Here is a 15,711-nt window from a genome sequence, read left to right as displayed (position 1 = left end):
GGCGTCCGGGGAAGGTGCGGTCGGTCACACGGCCACGGTGACCGACGGGTGCGGCCCCGGTGCGGTACTTCGCACCGGGGCCGGAGGCGTCGCGCGCAGGGGCTAGGCCTTCCACTTCTCCCAGGACATGTTCCAGCCGTTGAGGCCGTTGTCCGGGGCGATGGTGGCGTCGTTGGAGTTCTTGACCTCCACGACGTCACCGATCAGGGAGTTGTTGAAGAACCAGGCGGCCGGCGTCCCCTTGTCCCAGCCGCCGCGGACGTCGCGCAGGCCGACGCAGCCGTGGCTGGCGTTGCGGTTGCCGAAGGCGTCGCCGCCCCAGTAGTTGCCGTGGATGAAGGTGCCGGAGGTGGACAGGCGCATGGCGTGCGGGACGTCCTTGATGTCGTACTCGCCGCCGTAGCCGACCGTGTCACCGTTCATCCGGGTCACCGTCAGCTTCTCGGTGATGACCATCTTGCCGTTCCAGGTCTCGTAGCCGGGCGCGCCGGTGGTGACGGGGATGGTCCTGACGACCTTGCCGTCCCGCTGGACCTTCATCGTGAGCTTCTTCGCGTCGACGACGGAGACCTGCTCGCGGCCGATGGTGAAGGAGACGGTCTTGTCCTGCTCGCCGTAGACGCCGTCACGGCCCTCGACGCCGTCGAGGTTGAGGTCGACGGTGACCTCGGTGCCGGGCTTCCAGTACTTCTCGGGGCGGAAGTCCAGGCGGTCGTTGCCGAACCAGTGGCCCTCCACCTCGACGGCCGGCTCGGTGGTGATGCGGATGGCCTTCTCGACGTCCTCCGGGTGGGTGATGCCCCGGGTGAAACGCACCGAGAACGGCATACCGACACCGACCTCGGAGCCGTCCTCGGGCGTGAAGGTGCCGATGAAGGTGTTCCTCGGCGTCAGCGTGGTGAAGCCGGAGTCCTCCGCGGCGGTGCGGCCCTCGGAGTCCTTGGCGACCGCGTGCACCGTGTAGGTGGTGGAGGCGGCCAGGTGGGTGGACGGCGTCCAGGTGGCGCCGTCGCCGGACATCTCCCCGTCGACCCTGTCGCCGTCCGGATCCTTGACGACGACCTCGGTGAGCTTGCCCTTGCTCACGCTCACCTTCAGCGCGCCGCTGGTCTCGACGGACTTCGCGCCGTCCCCGGGCGTGATGCTGACGACGGCCTCGGACTGCCTGCTCGCGGCAGCGGTGGAGTCCTTGCCCTTCCCCTTGCCGTCGCCCGAGCCGGATCCCGGCTCCGAACCGCCGCCGCAGGCGGTGACCGCCAGCATCAGGCCGAGTGCCAGCGCCGCGAGCTTCCTGCCGCCTCGCCCCCGCGCTCCGCCCGACGCCCCCGATATCGGCCCCACGTTCACTTGTTTCTCCCCTCGGCGGACCCGGCCCCTGACGGCCGGCCCCGCGCCCCCGCGCGCCCCTCGCGCATTCGGCGCATGGTAACCAGAGGTCAGAGGCGTTCGAGGCGGCGGTTCTGTCACCGTTCCGTTCCAAATTCAACGGCCCGCCCGAGGGTCGAGGTCAGGGCCGCTTCACCGCGCCGCCCGCCTTCCATTCCTTCCAGTTCATGTTCCAGCCGCCGAGGCCGTTGTCCGGGGCGACCTTCTTGTCCTTGCTGTTGACGACCTCCACGACGTCACCGACCAGGCTGCGGTCGAAGAACCAGCCCGCCGGGGTGTCCGCGCCGCCGCCCTTCACGTCGCGCAGGCCGACACAGCCGTGGCTGACGTTGCTGCTGCCGAAGACGTCGGGCTCGGCCCAGTAGTTGCCGTGCAGGAACGTGCCGGAGCTGGTCAGGCGGATGGCGTGCGGGACGTCGGGGATGTCGTACTCGCCGCCGAAGCCGACCGTGCGGCTGTTCATGCGGGTGACCTCGAGCATCTCGGTGATCACCATCTTGCCGTTGTACGTGGGCGTCTTCCGTGCCCCCGCCGTGATCGGCACGGTGGTCAGCAGCTCACCGTCCCGCCGCACCCGCATGGTGTGCCGGGCGGCGTCCACCACCGAGACCTGGCTGCGGCCGACGGTGAAGGTGAAGGTGCGCCGCTGGAGACCGTAGACGCCGGGCGCTCCCTCGACGTCGCGCAGGTTCAGGTCGACGGTGACCTTGGTGCCCGGTTTCCAGTAGTGCTCGGGGCGGAAGTCCAGCCGGGAGTCGCCGAACCAGTGCGGGCGGATCTCCACGGCCGGACGGGCGGTGACGCGGACGGCGCGTTCGACGGCCGCGCGGTGCGCGATCTTCCGGTTGAACTCCAGGGAGACGATCATGCCGGTGCCGACGGTGGAGCGGTCCTCGGGGGCGACGTAGCCGATGAAGCGTTCCTCCGGGACATACGTGGTGAACGTGGTGTGCCGGGCCGAACGGCGGCCTTCGCCGTCCACGGCCACCGCGTCGACGGTGTACTTCGCGGCCAGCGCCAGCCGTTCGTCGTCGGGCTTCCAGGTCAGCCCGTCGGCGGAGATCCGCCCGGGGACCGGCGACTCCCGGGCGTCCTGTGACACGACGGCCCTCACCGACTCCAGCCGCCCGTCCGGCACCCCCACCCGCAGGGGGGAGCCGGGGCGTACGTCCTTGCTGCCGTCGTCCGGCACGACCCGGATGACGTCTCCGCGGCCCGGGGGCCCGAACGCCCCGGCGACGGGGCCGTCCGCGGTACACCCGGCGGCTCCGGTCAGCAGTCCTGCCCATGTCACTACGACGGCCAGCGCGGCCCTCGCGCGCCGTGCGCGCCCTTGTACGTGCCTCACGGGGTGCCCAACGACGGCCCTGGCCTCCGGGAAACGACCATGCCGCCCCCCGGGGAAACGTGAGTGCGAGGCACGGTGTGGGCAGAACAGTGGGAGGACGACGCGCCGGGGAGCCACGGCCGGGCCGATGGACGGGCCGTGCACCCCTGTCCGCCGCCGTCCCCCACGAGCCGCGGGAGGCTGACAGGTGTCCAGCGCAGCCGAGCAGGAGGCGGTGGCCGGAGAGCGGGCCACCGGGGACGGGGGCCCGGCCGTCGTCGTGAACGGCGCGCGGCCGGCCCGGCCGCCCCGGCCCACGGTGACCGTGCGGCCGGGCCGGCCGACACCGCTGGGCGCCCGGTTCCGGACCGGCCCGGACGGGGTGGCGGGGACCAACTTCGCGCTGTGGGCGGGCGGTGCGGAGGGCGTCGAACTGTGCCTGTTCGACGAGCAGGGCAGGGAGAGCCGCGCCCGGCTCACCGAGCTGACGCACGGGATCTGGCACGGATTCGTGCCGGGCGTGCTGCCCGGGCAGCGCTACGGCTACCGGGTGCACGGCCGCTGGGACCCGTGGACCGGCGCCCGCTGGAATCCGGCGAAGCTGCTGCTGGATCCGTACGCCCGCGCGGTGGACGGGGACTTCGCCCTGCCGCCGGAGGTGTACGGCCACGTCCGCGACTGGCCCGAGCAGCACGTCGCGGACACCGTGCGCGACGACCGGGACTCCGCGCCGTACGTCCCCAAGGGCGTGGTCGTCCACGACGACGACGACTGGGCGGACGACCACCGGCCGAAGACGCCGTGGGCGGACTCGGTGATCTACGAGCTGCACGTCAGGGGCTTCACGCGGCGGCACCCGGACATCCCCGAGGAGCTGCGCGGCACGTACGCCGGTCTCGCGCACCCCGCCGCGGTCGAGCACCTGGTGAAGCTGGGCGTGACGGCCGTGGAGCTGCTGCCGGTGCACCAGTTCGCGCACGAGGACCACCTGCTGCGGCGGGGACTGCGCAACTACTGGGGCTACAACTCGATCGGCTACTTCGCCCCGCACGCCGGTTACGCGGCCTCCGGGACGACCGGGCAGCAGGTCGGCGAGTTCAAGCGGATGGTGAGGGCCCTGCACGCGGCCGGTGTCGAGGTGATCCTCGACGTCGTCTACAACCACACCGCCGAGGCGGGCGAACTGGGCCCCACGCTCTCCCTGAAGGGCATCGACAACCGCGGCTACTACCGCCTCCAGCCCGACGCGCGCAGATACGCCGACTACACCGGCTGCGGCAACACCCTGCACGTAGTCCAGCCGCACGTACTGCGGCTGATCACGGACTCGCTGCGCTACTGGGTGACGGAGATGGGCGTCGACGGCTTCCGCTTCGACCTGGCGGCGGCGCTGGCCCGCTCGATGCACGACGTCGACATGCTCTCCCCGTTCCTCGCGGTGATCGCGCAGGATCCGGTGCTGCGCCGGGTGAAGCTGATCGCGGAGCCGTGGGACGTCGGCTCCGGGGGCTACCAGGTGGGCGCGTTCCCCCCGCTGTGGACGGAGTGGAACGACCGGTACCGCGACGCCGTGCGGGACTACTGGCGGCACGCGCTGCCGGACGTGCGGGAGATGGGGTACCGGCTGTCCGGGTCGAGCGACCTGTACGCGTGGGGCGGGCGCCGGCCGTACGCCTCGGTCAACTTCATCACCGCGCACGACGGGTTCACCCTGCGCGACCTGGTGTCGTACGGGCGCAAGCACAACGAGGCGAACGGCGAGGGCAACCGGGACGGCACGGACGGCAACCGGTCCTGGAACTGCGGCGCGGAAGGGGAGACGGAGGACGAGGACATACGGAACCTGCGGCGGCGGCAGGTGCGGAACCTGCTGACCACGCTGCTGCTGTCGACGGGTGTGCCGATGCTGGTCGCCGGGGACGAGATGGGCCGCACCCAGCGCGGCAACAACAACGCCTACTGCCAGGACAACGAGATCGGCTGGGTCGACTGGACCCTGGTGGACGACCCGGACTGGCGGCCCGTGTTCGAGCTGACCTCCCGTCTGATCGCCCTGCGCCACCGGCACCCGGTGCTGCGCCGCCGCGCCTTCTTCTCCGGCCGGCCGCACTCCGCGGACGGGCTGCGCGACCTGGCGTGGTTCACCCCGCAGGGCGGGGAGATGACCGAGGGCGACTGGTACGCCCCGGCCGCCACGCTCGGCATGTACCTCTCCGGACGGGACATCCCGGGGCGTGACGAGCAAGGGGCGCAAATCCTCGACGACAGCTTCCTGGCCGTCCTGCACGCCGGGGAAGGTGCGGTGGAGTTCGAGCTGCCTGGTCCGCCGTGGGCCGAGCGGTACGAGGTGGTCGTGGACACCGCGCGGGAGGAGCAGGACCGGGCACCGGACGTGGAGCACCGCGCGGGGACGCGGATCACGGTGCCGGCCCGGTCGGTGCTGCTGCTGCGGGTGCGGAGCTGACCCGCCGCCGGGGCCGCGGTCAGCCGAGGACGTGGGGGGACCGGCAGGTCGGCCGTTGCGCTCGGACCGGCATCGGCACAAAACTCGGTGGGCAGTGTCAGTGGTGAACCGTAGGCTCGCTGCTGATGCCCACGACACCCTCTCCCCCGGAATCCCGCTCCGCCGTGCGTTCGCTGCTGCGGCTGTGGCCGTATGTGCGGCCCGTGCGGGCGCGGTTGTCCACCGCGGCGTTCATCGCGATCGTCGCCTCCTGCATCGGGCTGGTCATCCCGCTCGTCCTGAAGTGGATGGTGGACGGCCCGATCGCCGACCGGGACCCGGCGGGGGTGTGGCTGGGCGCGCTGTACCTGCTGCTGCTCGGGCTGGCGGAGGCCGCGCTGTTCGGGTTCCGGCGGTGGCTGGTGGCGCGTCCGCTGTCGCACGTCGAGGCGGAGATGCGGGCGGATCTGTACCGGCACCTGCAGCGGCTCCCGGTGGCCTTCCACGACCGGTGGCCGTCGGGGCAGTTGCTGTCCCGGGCCACCACGGATCTGATGCTGCTGCGGATGTTCCTCGCCTTCCCGTTGACGTTCCTTCTGGTCAACGGTGTGACGATCCTCGTCGGTGTGATCATCATGCTGATACAGGACTGGACGCTGGGGCTGGTCATCCTGGTGCCGGCCGTGCCGGTGCTGATCACATGCGTGGTCTTCGAGAAGCGGTACTCCGGGGCGGCGCGGCGGGCGCAGGACCAGGTGGGTGACCTGACGACGGTCGTCGAGGAGAGTGTGCTCGGCATCCGCATCATCAAGGGCTTCGGACGGCACCGCAGTCAGGCGCGGGCGTTCCGGGAGCTGTCGGGGAAGCTGCGGGGGACGGAGCTGCACAAGGCGCGGCTGCTGGCGACGATCCTGGGCGTCATCGTGACGCTGCCCGAGCTCGCCATCGGCGCGGCGCTGGTGCTGGGGGCCGTGCAGGTGGCCGACGGGTCGCTGTCCGCGGGGACGTTGGTGGCGTTCCTGTCCACGGCACTGGCGCTGCGCTGGCCGGTGGACTCGATCGGGTTCCTGCTGGCGATGAGCCAGGAGGCGGCGACGGCCACGGAACGCTACTTCGAGGTGATGGACGCCCAGCCGGAGTCGGGCCCGGCCGACGCGGCGGCACCCCGTGGCGCCGAGCGGCGCACCGGCCCCCCGGCCGGCGCCGGGAGCACCGAAGGCCTGCGGTTCGAGAACGTCAGCTTCCGCTACCCCGACGCGCCTGAGGGCTCGACCCCCGTACTGCGCCGCATCGACCTGCACATCCGCCCCGGTGAGTCGCTCGCCCTGGTCGGTGCCACCGGCAGCGGCAAGACCACGCTCACCGCACTCGTGCCCCGGCTGCACGAGGTCACCGAGGGGCGCATCACCCTGGGCGGCACGGACATCGCCGAGATGTCCCGCGAGGAGCTGCGCTCCCGCGTCGCCGTCGCCTTCGAGGAACCCACCCTCTTCTCGGCGAGCGTCGGGGAGAACGTGCTGATGGGCGGCGGCGCCGGCGAGGAGGACCTCGGCCGGGCGCTCGCCGTCGCGCAGGCCGACTTCGCGCACGCGCTGCCCCGGGGCGTGGACACCCAGGTCGGCGAACAGGGACTCAGCCTCTCCGGCGGACAGCGGCAGCGACTCGCCCTGGCCCGCGCCGTGGTCGGACGCCCCGACTTCCTGGTCCTGGACGATCCCCTGTCCGCGCTCGACGTCCACACCGAGGCGGCCGTGGAGGCCGCCCTGCGCCGGGTGCTCGCGGACACCACGGCCCTCATCGTGGCGCACCGCCCCTCCACGGTCCTGCTGGCCGACCGGGTCGCCCTGCTCTCCGGCGGCCGGATCACCGCGGTCGGCACGCATCACGAGCTGCTGCGCACCAGCCCCGAGTACGCCCACCTCATGTCCGGCGCCCCGGCGGGGGAAGAGGAGGACCAGCGATGACGGCGGCCACCACCGCACCCGTCCGGGACGAGGACGACGACCGGGAGCCGGCGTCCGGCGACCCCTTCGACCAGGACCGGCTCCCCACTCCCCCGGGCGCCACCGGCACGCTGCTGCGTTCCCTGCTGGCCCCCCTGCGGGGCAGGGTCGCCGTCACCGCGCTGCTGCTGCTGCTCCAGCAGGCCGCGGTGCAGGCCGGACCGCTGCTGGTGGCGTACGCGATCGACCGGGCCGTACCCGCGTTCCGCGGCGACGACAACGGGCCGCTGATCGCGGTGGCGGTGGGTTACCTGCTCTGCGCGACGGCGGCCGGCGCGCTGCAGTACGCGTTCGTCGGCGCCTCCGCCCGGGTCAGCCAGGACGTGCTGCTCGACCTGCGCGGCCGCATCTTCCGCCACGCGCAGGAACTCAGCGTCGACTTCCACGAGCGCTACACCTCGGGCCGGCTCATCTCCCGCTCCACCACCGACGTCGAGTCGCTGCGCGAGCTGCTGGAGGAGGGCCTGCAGGAACTGGTGATGGTCGTCCTGTCGGCCGTCTACATCTCGGTCCTGCTGCTCTGGCTGGACCTGGGGCTGGGCGCGGGGGCGGTGGCGTCCTTCGTGCCGCTGTACCTGCTCGTGCGGTCGTACCGGCGGCGGGCGGGACGGGTGTACCGGAAGCGGTCGACGGCCATCGCCGCGGTGATCGTGAAGTTCGTCGAGACGATGAACGGCATCCGGCCGGTGCGCGCCTTCCGCCGGGAGGCGGTGAACGACGCGGACTTCGCGGTGCTGAACCGGCGGCACGAGCGGACCAACGGCGACGCGCTGCTGGAGATGGCCCGTTACGTCGTCGGCTCCCGGATCACCGCCAACACCACCGTCGCGCTGGTCGTGCTGTGGGGTGCCTACCGAGTGGCGGACGGGTCGCTGGAGCTCGGCGTGCTGGCGGCGGCCGTGCTGTACCTGCGGCGGCTGTACGACCCGATCGACCGCCTCGGCATGTTCCTCAACTCCGCCCAGTCGGCGGCGGCGTCCCTGGAGAAGATCGCCGGCCTGCTGGCGCAGACCCCCTCCGTCCCCGAGCCGTCGGCGCCCCGGGAGCTTCCCGGGCGGCGCGCGGGACTTCCCGGCCGCGACGTCGTCTTCGACGACGTCCGGTTCGCGTACCGCAGCGGCGGCGAGGTGCTCCCCCGCTTCGACCTCACCCTTCCGGCCGGGCAGACCGTCGCGGTCGTCGGCTCGACCGGCGCGGGCAAGTCGACGCTGGCCAAGCTGCTCGCCCGGTTCTACGACCCCTCCGACGGCCGGGTGCTGCTCGACGGCGTGGACCTGCGCGAGCTGACGGGAGGCGATCTGCGGCGCGAGGTGGTGATGGTGACGCAGGAGGCGTTCCTGTTCTCCGGAACGGTCGCCGAGAACATCGCCATCGGGCGGCCGGACGCCACCCGGGAGGAGATCGAGCAGGCGGCGAAGGAGATCGGCGCGCACGACTTCATCGCCGCCCTCCCCGACGGCTACGACACCGACGTCCGCAAGCGGGGCGGGCGCATCTCGGCGGGTCAGCGTCAACTGGTGGCATTCGCGAGGGCGTTGCTGGCCGACCCGGCGGTCCTCATCCTGGACGAGGCGACCAGCTCCCTGGACATCCCCGGCGAACGGGCGGTGCAGCGCGCGATGGCGACGGTGCTGAAGGGCCGTACGGCGGTGGTGATCGCGCACCGGCTGTCGACGGTGGAGATCGCGGACCGGGTGCTGGTCATGGAGCACGGGCGCATCGTGGAGGACGGCAGCCCGGCCGAACTCGTCGACCGCACGGGCAGGTTCGCGGACCTGCACCGGGCCTGGCGGGACAGTCTGGCGTAACGGGGCGGGCAGGCGACAGGGGAGGGTCGAGCGGATGATCGACGCGTACGAGGATCCCGGCACGCCCGACTGCCGGGGCGGGGCCCGGTATCTGTGGTGGCTGGTGCTGCGGCAGCCGGGGCGGTGCGCGGCGGGGGCGGTGTTCGGCAGTGTGTGGATGGTGCTGCTGGCGGCGACGCCGTACCTGATGTCCCGGGCGGTGGACGACGGTCTCGAACCGGGTGACATGGGGGCGCTGGCGCTCTGGACCGGGGCCCTGTTCGTGGTGCACGGGTTCAACTCCTGGCTGAGCATCATGCGGCACCGCACCATGACGCGGGTGCGGATGGACGCCAACTTCCGCACGGTGAAGGTGGTCGTGGGGCACACGGTGCGGCTGGGTGCCTCTCTGGAGCGGCGGACGGGGGCCGGGGAGGTCGTCACCATCGGGGTGGGCGACGTGCAGCTGATCGCGACGTCGCTCACGGCCGTCGGGCCGGGGATCGGCGCGGTCGTGGCGTATGCGGTGGTGGCGGGGCTGCTGCTGTCCGTGTCGCCGTTGCTGGCGGTGGTGGTGCTGCTCGGTGTGCCGGTGATCGGTCTCGCCGTGGGGCCGCTGGCGGGGCGCTTGCAGGGCACGGAGACGGAGTACCGGGAGCGCCAGGGCGTGCTGACCGCCCGGATCGGTGATCTGGCGGGCGGGCTGCGGGTGCTGAGCGGGCTCGGCGGGAAGAGCCTGGTCGCCGACGCGTTCCGCCGGGACTCCGCCCGGCTGAGGGCGCAGGGCTACCGGGTCGGGGCGGTGACGAGCTGGATGCAGGCGCTCGCCGCGGGACTGCCGGCGCTGTTCCTCGCGGGGGTGACCTGGATCGCGGCGCGGCTGGCGGCGCAGGGCCAGATCAGCGTGGGTGAGCTGGTGTCGGTGTACGGCTACGTCGCCGTCCTGGTGTGGCCGGTGATGTTCCTCATCGAGTGCGGCTACCAGCTGAGCCGGGGTGTGGTGGCCGCCCGGCGGGTGGCGGCGCTGCTGCGGCTGGAACCGCCGGCCGACGACGCCACCGCCGACGCTCCGGCCGGGCCCTCCGTGCTGTACGACCCGGAGTCCGGTGTGCGGGTGCTGCCGGGCCGGCTGACCGCGCTCACCGCCGCGCGGCCCGCGGACGCGCTCGCCGTGGTGGACCGGCTGGGGCGTTACGCGCCGTCGGACGCGACCTGGGGCGGGGTCCGGCTGGACGGGATCGCGCTCGCACGGGTGCGGGAGAGGATCCTGGTCGCCGACCCGGAGGCCGATCTGTTCGCCGGTCCGCTGCGGGAGGTGGTGGCCGGGCGCGGGGAGCCGTCCGACGAGGAGGTGCTGCGCGCGCTGCACGCGGCCGCCGCCGACGACATCGTGCAGGGTCTGCCCGGCGGACTCGGCTCGACCGTGTCCGCCCAGGGACGCAGTCTGTCCGGCGGTCAGCGGCAACGGGTGCGGCTGGCACGGGCCTTGCTGGCCGACCCGGAGGTGCTGCTGGCCGTCGAGCCGACCTCGGCCCTCGACGCGCACACCGAGGCCACCGCCGCCGCCCGGCTGCGCGCGGCCCGCGAGGGACGCACGACCGTGCTGGCCACCACCTCGCCGCTGGTCCTCGACCGGGTCGACCTGGTGCACTTCCTGGTCGACGGCAGGGTGGTGGCGAGCGGCAGCCACCGTGAACTGCTCGACACGGAGCCCCGCTACCGCGAGCTGGTGGCCAGGGACGCCGACGAGACCGTCTCCGAGGAGGTCGTGGGATGAGCGGGGAGCGGCTTCCCCTCGCCGAGCCGGCCGATGTGCGCCGGGCCGCCGCGGAACTGGTGCGGGCGGACGGGCGTGCCTTCGCCGGCGTACTGGCCCTGAACGGGCTGGCGGCCGTGGCGGGACTGGCCGGGCCCTGGCTGCTGGGGCGGATCATCGACGAGGTGCGCGGCGGGGGCGGCGTGGCGGTGGTGGACCGGCTGGCGCCGGTGATCCTGCTGTGCGCCGTCACGCAGCTGCTGCTGGCCCGCTGGGCCCGGTACGTGGGGCACCGGTTCGGGGAGCGGACGCTGGCCCGGGTGCGGGAGCGGTTCGTGGACCGGGCGCTGGCGCTGCCCTCGTCGGTGGTGGAGCGGGCGGGCACGGGTGACCTGACGGCGCGGGGCACGGCGGACGTGACCGCCGTGGGCACGACGCTGCGCGACGCCGGTCCCGCGCTGCTGGTCAACGCGGTGCAGTCGCTGTTCGTGATGGTCGCGGTGCTGGTGGTGGACCCGCTGCTGGGGGTCCTCGGGCTGCTCGGGCTGACGCCGATCTGGCTCGTGCTGCGCTGGTACCTGCGCCGGGCCCGCGACGCCTATCTCGCTGAGGGCGCCGCGAACTCGGACGTGGCGGAGATCGTCGCGGCGACGGCGTCGGGCGCCCGCACGGTGGAGGCCTTCCGGCTCGGGGAACGGCGGATCCGGGCGAGCCGGGACGCGCTGGAGACCTCCCGGCGCACCCGGTTCCACACGCTGTTCCTGCGCACGGTGTTCTTCCCGGTGGTCGAGGCGTCGTACATCGTGCCGGTGGCCGGTGTGCTGCTGCTCGGCGGATGGCTCCACCAGGAGGGCGCGGTGAGCCTCGGGGCGGTGGTGGCGACCTCCCTGTACCTGCTGCAGCTGAGCGGCCCGCTGGACGAGGTGCTGATGCGGCTGGAGCAGTTGCAGAGCAGCGGTGCCTCGTTCGCCCGGGTGGAGGGGCTGGCCCGGGCTCCGCGCACGGCGGAGCGGGGCGACAGCCCGGATCCGGCCGGTGACCGCATCGACGTGACCGGCGTGCGCTACGCCTACGACGGGGGCGGCGAGGTGCTGCGCGGGGTCGACCTGACCGTGACACCGGGTGAGCGGCTGGCGATGGTCGGGCCGTCCGGTGCGGGCAAGACCACGCTGAGCAGGCTGCTGGCGGGCGTGGACGCGCCGACCGCGGGGACGGTGACCGTGGGCGGGGTGCCGGTGGCCGGTCTGGACCCGGAGCGGCTGCGGCGGCAGGTGGTGCTGGTCACCCAGGAGCACCACGTGTTCCTCGGCTCGGTCCGCGACAATCTGCGGATCGCCGAACCGGCCGCCGGGGACGAGGAGTTGTGGGCGGCGCTGGCCGTGGTCGGTGCCGAGGCGTGGGTGCGGGAGCTGCCTGCGGGGCTGGACACGGAGCTGGGTGAGGGCGGTCACGTCACCGACGGCCCGCAGGCGCAGCAACTGGCCCTGGCGCGCGTGGTGCTGGCCGATCCGCACACGCTGATCCTGGACGAGGCCACCGCCCTGCTCGATCCGGCGACCGCCCGGCACGCCGAGCGTGCGCTGGCCGCCGTCCTGGAGGGCCGTACGGTCATCGCCGTCGCCCACCGGCTGCACACCGCGCACGACGCGGACCGGGTGGCCGTCATGGAGGACGGCCGGCTGACCGAACTCGGCACGCACGACGACCTGGTGGCCACGGGCGGGGTGTACGCGGCGCTGTGGCGGTCCTGGCACGGCGACCGGCCCGCCACCGCGCCGTAGCCGCCGGAACGGGGCGGACACCCCGGCTCCCCGGCCGAGCGTCGCCGCCGCGGGCCGCGCCACCCCCCGGGCCGCGGGCGGGGTCCGGTTTCGTCCGGGTCACGCGTCCCGGCTCGCGGACGGCCGGCCCTCGGCCGTCCGCGCCGCACGCTTGACCGTTCGTATACCGAACCCGAACTCCCGGACAACGAACGATTTCCGGCCAAAGTCTTGACGCGCTCCTGACAGCACCCGTGGTCGCCTGCCACTCTTCCCACGGCCGCTCCACAGCAACCCCACAGCGTCACCCCACCGTTGCGCGGCGGCCACAGCTCAGAGCACTTCCGTTCTGCCCGGGCGGCTCACCAGCCGGCCGGTCTCCCCAGGCCGCGCGACCCGCGGCCACGCAGAAGGAGTCAGCGTTGAGAACCAGGTCGTCCCACAGACGCACCCCCCACACCACGCACCGCCGTGCCGCCGCCGTCGCCCTCGCCGGGGTGGCCGCGCTGATCGCCACGGCCGTGCAGTCCGGCAGCGCCGTCGCCGCCCCCGAGCAGGCTCCGGCCGCCGCGAGCGAGGCGAAGCCGGGTGCCGAGTCGGTCAGGCTCACCCCCGCCCAGCGCGCCGCGCTGATCCGCGAGGCGAACGCCACCAAGGCCGAGACCGCCAAGGACCTCGGTCTGGGCGCGAAGGAGAAGCTCGTCGTCCGCGACGTCCTCAAGGACCGCGACGGCACCGTGCACGTCCGCTACGAGCGCACCTACGACGGTCTGCCCGTCCTCGGCGGCGACCTGGTCGTCCAGGGGGACACGGCCGGGGAGGCCGACTCCGTCGTGAAGGCCACCCGGGCCGCGGTGAAGCCCGCGACCACCACCGCCACGGTGCCGGCCGCCAAGGCCGAGCAGCAGGCCCTGTCCGCGGCGAAGGCCGAGGAGGCCAAGGGCGCCGACGTCGACCGCGCCCCGCGCAAGGTGATCTGGGCGGCCGGGGGCAAGCCGGTCGTGGCGTACGAGACGGTCGTCGGCGGCCTCCAGCACGACGGCACCCCGCAGGAGCTTCACGTCGTCACGGACGCCACCACGGGCGAGAAGCTGTACGAGTGGCAGGCCGTGCAGAACGGGACCGGCCACACCGTCTACAGCGGCACCGTCGACCTGACCACCACGCTGTCCGGGTCGTCGTACAACCTCACCGACGGGGCGCGCGGCGGGCACAAGACGTACAACCTGAACCGGGGCACCTCCGGCACCGGCACGCTGTTCTCCGGCTCCGACGACGTCTGGGGCAACGGCAGCCCGTCCAACCTGGAGTCGGCCGCCGCCGACGCCCACTACGGGGCCGCGCTGACCTGGGACTACTACAAGAACGTGCACGGCCGCAGCGGCATCCGCGGCGACGGCGTGGGCGCCTACTCCCGGGTCCACTACGGCAACAACTACGTCAACGCGTTCTGGTCGGACAGCTGCTTCTGCATGACGTACGGCGACGGCTCGGGCAACACCAACCCGCTGACCTCGATCGACGTGGCCGCGCACGAGATGACCCACGGTCTCACCTCGAACACCGCGGGCCTCAACTACAGCGGCGAGTCCGGCGGCCTCAACGAGGCGACCAGCGACATCTTCGGCTCGACCGTCGAGTTCTACGCCAACAACTCCTCCGACGTCGGTGACTACCTCATCGGCGAGGAGATCAACATCAACGGCGACGGCACGCCGCTGCGCTACATGGACAAGCCGAGCAGGGACGGCGCGTCCAAGGACAGCTGGTACTCCGGCATCGGCTCGATCGACGTGCACTACTCGTCCGGCCCGGCCAACCACTTCTTCTACCTGCTGAGCGAGGGCAGCGGCACCAAGACCATCAACGGTGTCACCTACAACTCGCCCACCTCGGACGGACTCCCGGTCACCGGCATCGGCCGCGCCAAGGCGGAGAAGATCTGGTTCCGCGCGCTGACCACGAAGTTCACCTCCACCACCAACTACGCGGGCGCCCGCACCGGCACCCTGGCGGCGACCGGTGAGCTGTACGGCACGTCGAGCGCGGAGTACAAGGCGGTGCAGGACGCGTGGGCGGCCATCAACGTCGGCTCGCGTTCCGGTGACGGCGGCGGTGGCGGTACGTCCTTCGAGAACACCGCCGACGTCTCGATCCCGGACGCCGGCTCCGCGGTGACCTCCTCGATCACCGTCTCCGGACGGACGGGCAACGCGCCCTCCAACCTCCAGGTCGCGGTGGACATCGTGCACACCTGGAGCGGTGACCTGGTCGTCGACCTGGTGGCCCCGGACGGCACGGTGTACAACCTGCGCAACCGCGCCGGCGGCTCCGCGGACAACATCAACGAGACCTACACGGTCAACGCCTCCTCCGAGACCGCCAACGGCACCTGGAAGCTGCGGGTGCAGGACGTGGCGCGGTACGACACCGGCTACATCAACGGCTGGAAGCTCACCTTCCCGTAGACCGGGAGCGAGTGGAAGCGAGTGAAGTGAGCGGCGCCCCGCCTTTCTCCCTGGCGTGGGCGCCGCCCTACTCTTGGGTCCCATGTCTTCGGCGGACTTCACCTACGACCACGTCGGCGCGACCCGGGAGCCCGGATTCTGCCCTCCCGGCTTCCACCCCATGGAGGTGCGCACCCGGCTCGGCGAGGGCGAGGCGGTCTTCCGGCAAGCGGCGGAGGCGCTGCTCACCTGGGAACTGCACCGGGAACTCGGGGTCGGCATCGAGGCCTCCGCCGAGCGGGCGGCACCGGACGTCGACGTCACCATCACCCTCGCCGGGGTGGTCAGGGCGCCCTGCCGGGTGGTGTGGTCGGTGGAGGAGCACCGCAGGGCCGGCTGGGCGTACGGCACGCTGGCCGGGCATCCGGAGTGCGGCGAGGAGTCCTTCGTGGTGGACCGTACGGGCGACGGAACGGTGTGGCTGACCGTCGCGGCGTTCAGCAGGCCCGCCCGCTGGTACTCCCGCGCGGGCGGCCCGGCCACCCGCGGCCTCCAGCACGCCTACGCCCGTCGCTGCGGCAAGGTCCTGCGCCGCCTGGCCACCCGGGGCATCGCGACGGACTGATCCCCCGGGAACTCCGCCGCCCCCGGCCCTCCGCGGCCCGCGGACCGGAGCACCGGGCGCCACGGCGGTGCGGCCCGCGGGCGGGCGGTGGCGGGGGCGCGGCCCGCTGGGTGGGCCTCCCCCACCACGGATACGGCCGGCGCCCACGCGGGACACCCCCCGCGGCGCCGGACAGCC

Annotated in this window: 9 protein-coding genes; 7 read left to right on the top strand and 2 right to left on the bottom strand. The window is 73.0% G+C overall.

The features are described from left to right. Nucleotides 1-102 precede the first annotated feature (102 nt). The gene (locus tag BU52_RS31655; RefSeq protein WP_037941058.1) at nucleotides 103-1,347 is read right to left on the bottom strand and encodes a L,D-transpeptidase; all 1,245 of its coding nucleotides are present in this window, start codon (nucleotides 1,345-1,347) and stop codon (nucleotides 103-105) included. A 160-nt stretch (nucleotides 1,348-1,507) separates the two neighbouring features. Further along, nucleotides 1,508-2,734 (bottom strand): L,D-transpeptidase, encoded by a 1,227-nt coding sequence (locus BU52_RS31650; protein ID WP_037941057.1) that lies wholly within the window; start codon nucleotides 2,732-2,734, stop codon nucleotides 1,508-1,510. Between the two features lie 187 nt (nucleotides 2,735-2,921). Here BU52_RS31650 and glgX point away from each other — a divergent pair, with 187 nt between their 5' ends. The 7 genes from glgX to BU52_RS31615 all read left to right on the top strand — a co-directional run bounded on the left by glgX (nucleotide 2,922) and on the right by BU52_RS31615 (nucleotide 15,534). Beyond that, nucleotides 2,922-5,177, top strand: a complete 2,256-nt coding sequence (gene glgX / locus BU52_RS31645; RefSeq protein ID WP_037941055.1) for a glycogen debranching protein GlgX — start codon at nucleotides 2,922-2,924, stop codon at nucleotides 5,175-5,177. 125 nt (nucleotides 5,178-5,302) lie between these two features. Beyond that, complete coding sequence (locus BU52_RS31640) at nucleotides 5,303-7,120, top strand: ABC transporter ATP-binding protein (protein WP_037941053.1); 1,818 nt, start codon at nucleotides 5,303-5,305, stop codon at nucleotides 7,118-7,120. Then, nucleotides 7,117-8,967 (top strand): ABC transporter ATP-binding protein, encoded by a 1,851-nt coding sequence (locus tag BU52_RS31635; protein ID WP_037941052.1) that lies wholly within the window; start codon nucleotides 7,117-7,119, stop codon nucleotides 8,965-8,967. The genes BU52_RS31640 and BU52_RS31635 overlap by 4 nt, the downstream gene beginning before the upstream one ends. 34 nt (nucleotides 8,968-9,001) lie before the next feature. Continuing rightward, nucleotides 9,002-10,723, top strand: a complete 1,722-nt coding sequence (locus BU52_RS31630) for an ABC transporter transmembrane domain-containing protein (RefSeq protein WP_037941051.1) — start codon at nucleotides 9,002-9,004, stop codon at nucleotides 10,721-10,723. Continuing rightward, nucleotides 10,720-12,483, top strand: a complete 1,764-nt coding sequence (locus tag BU52_RS31625; protein WP_037941048.1) for an ABC transporter ATP-binding protein — start codon at nucleotides 10,720-10,722, stop codon at nucleotides 12,481-12,483. Before BU52_RS31630 ends, BU52_RS31625 begins: the two co-directional genes overlap by 4 nt. A gap of 401 nt (nucleotides 12,484-12,884) precedes the next feature. Further along, complete coding sequence (locus BU52_RS31620; protein ID WP_037941045.1) at nucleotides 12,885-14,930, top strand: M4 family metallopeptidase; 2,046 nt, start codon at nucleotides 12,885-12,887, stop codon at nucleotides 14,928-14,930. A gap of 82 nt (nucleotides 14,931-15,012) precedes the next feature. Then, nucleotides 15,013-15,534 (top strand): DUF1990 family protein, encoded by a 522-nt coding sequence (locus tag BU52_RS31615; protein ID WP_037941043.1) that lies wholly within the window; start codon nucleotides 15,013-15,015, stop codon nucleotides 15,532-15,534. Nucleotides 15,535-15,711: the final 177 nt, after the last annotated feature.

The sequence above is a fragment of the Streptomyces toyocaensis genome (assembly GCF_000725125.1).
GTDB lineage: Bacteria > Actinomycetota > Actinomycetes > Streptomycetales > Streptomycetaceae > Streptomyces > Streptomyces toyocaensis.
The sequence above is the reverse complement of the archived record's forward strand: the minus strand, read 5'-3'. Positions and strand labels throughout refer to the sequence as shown.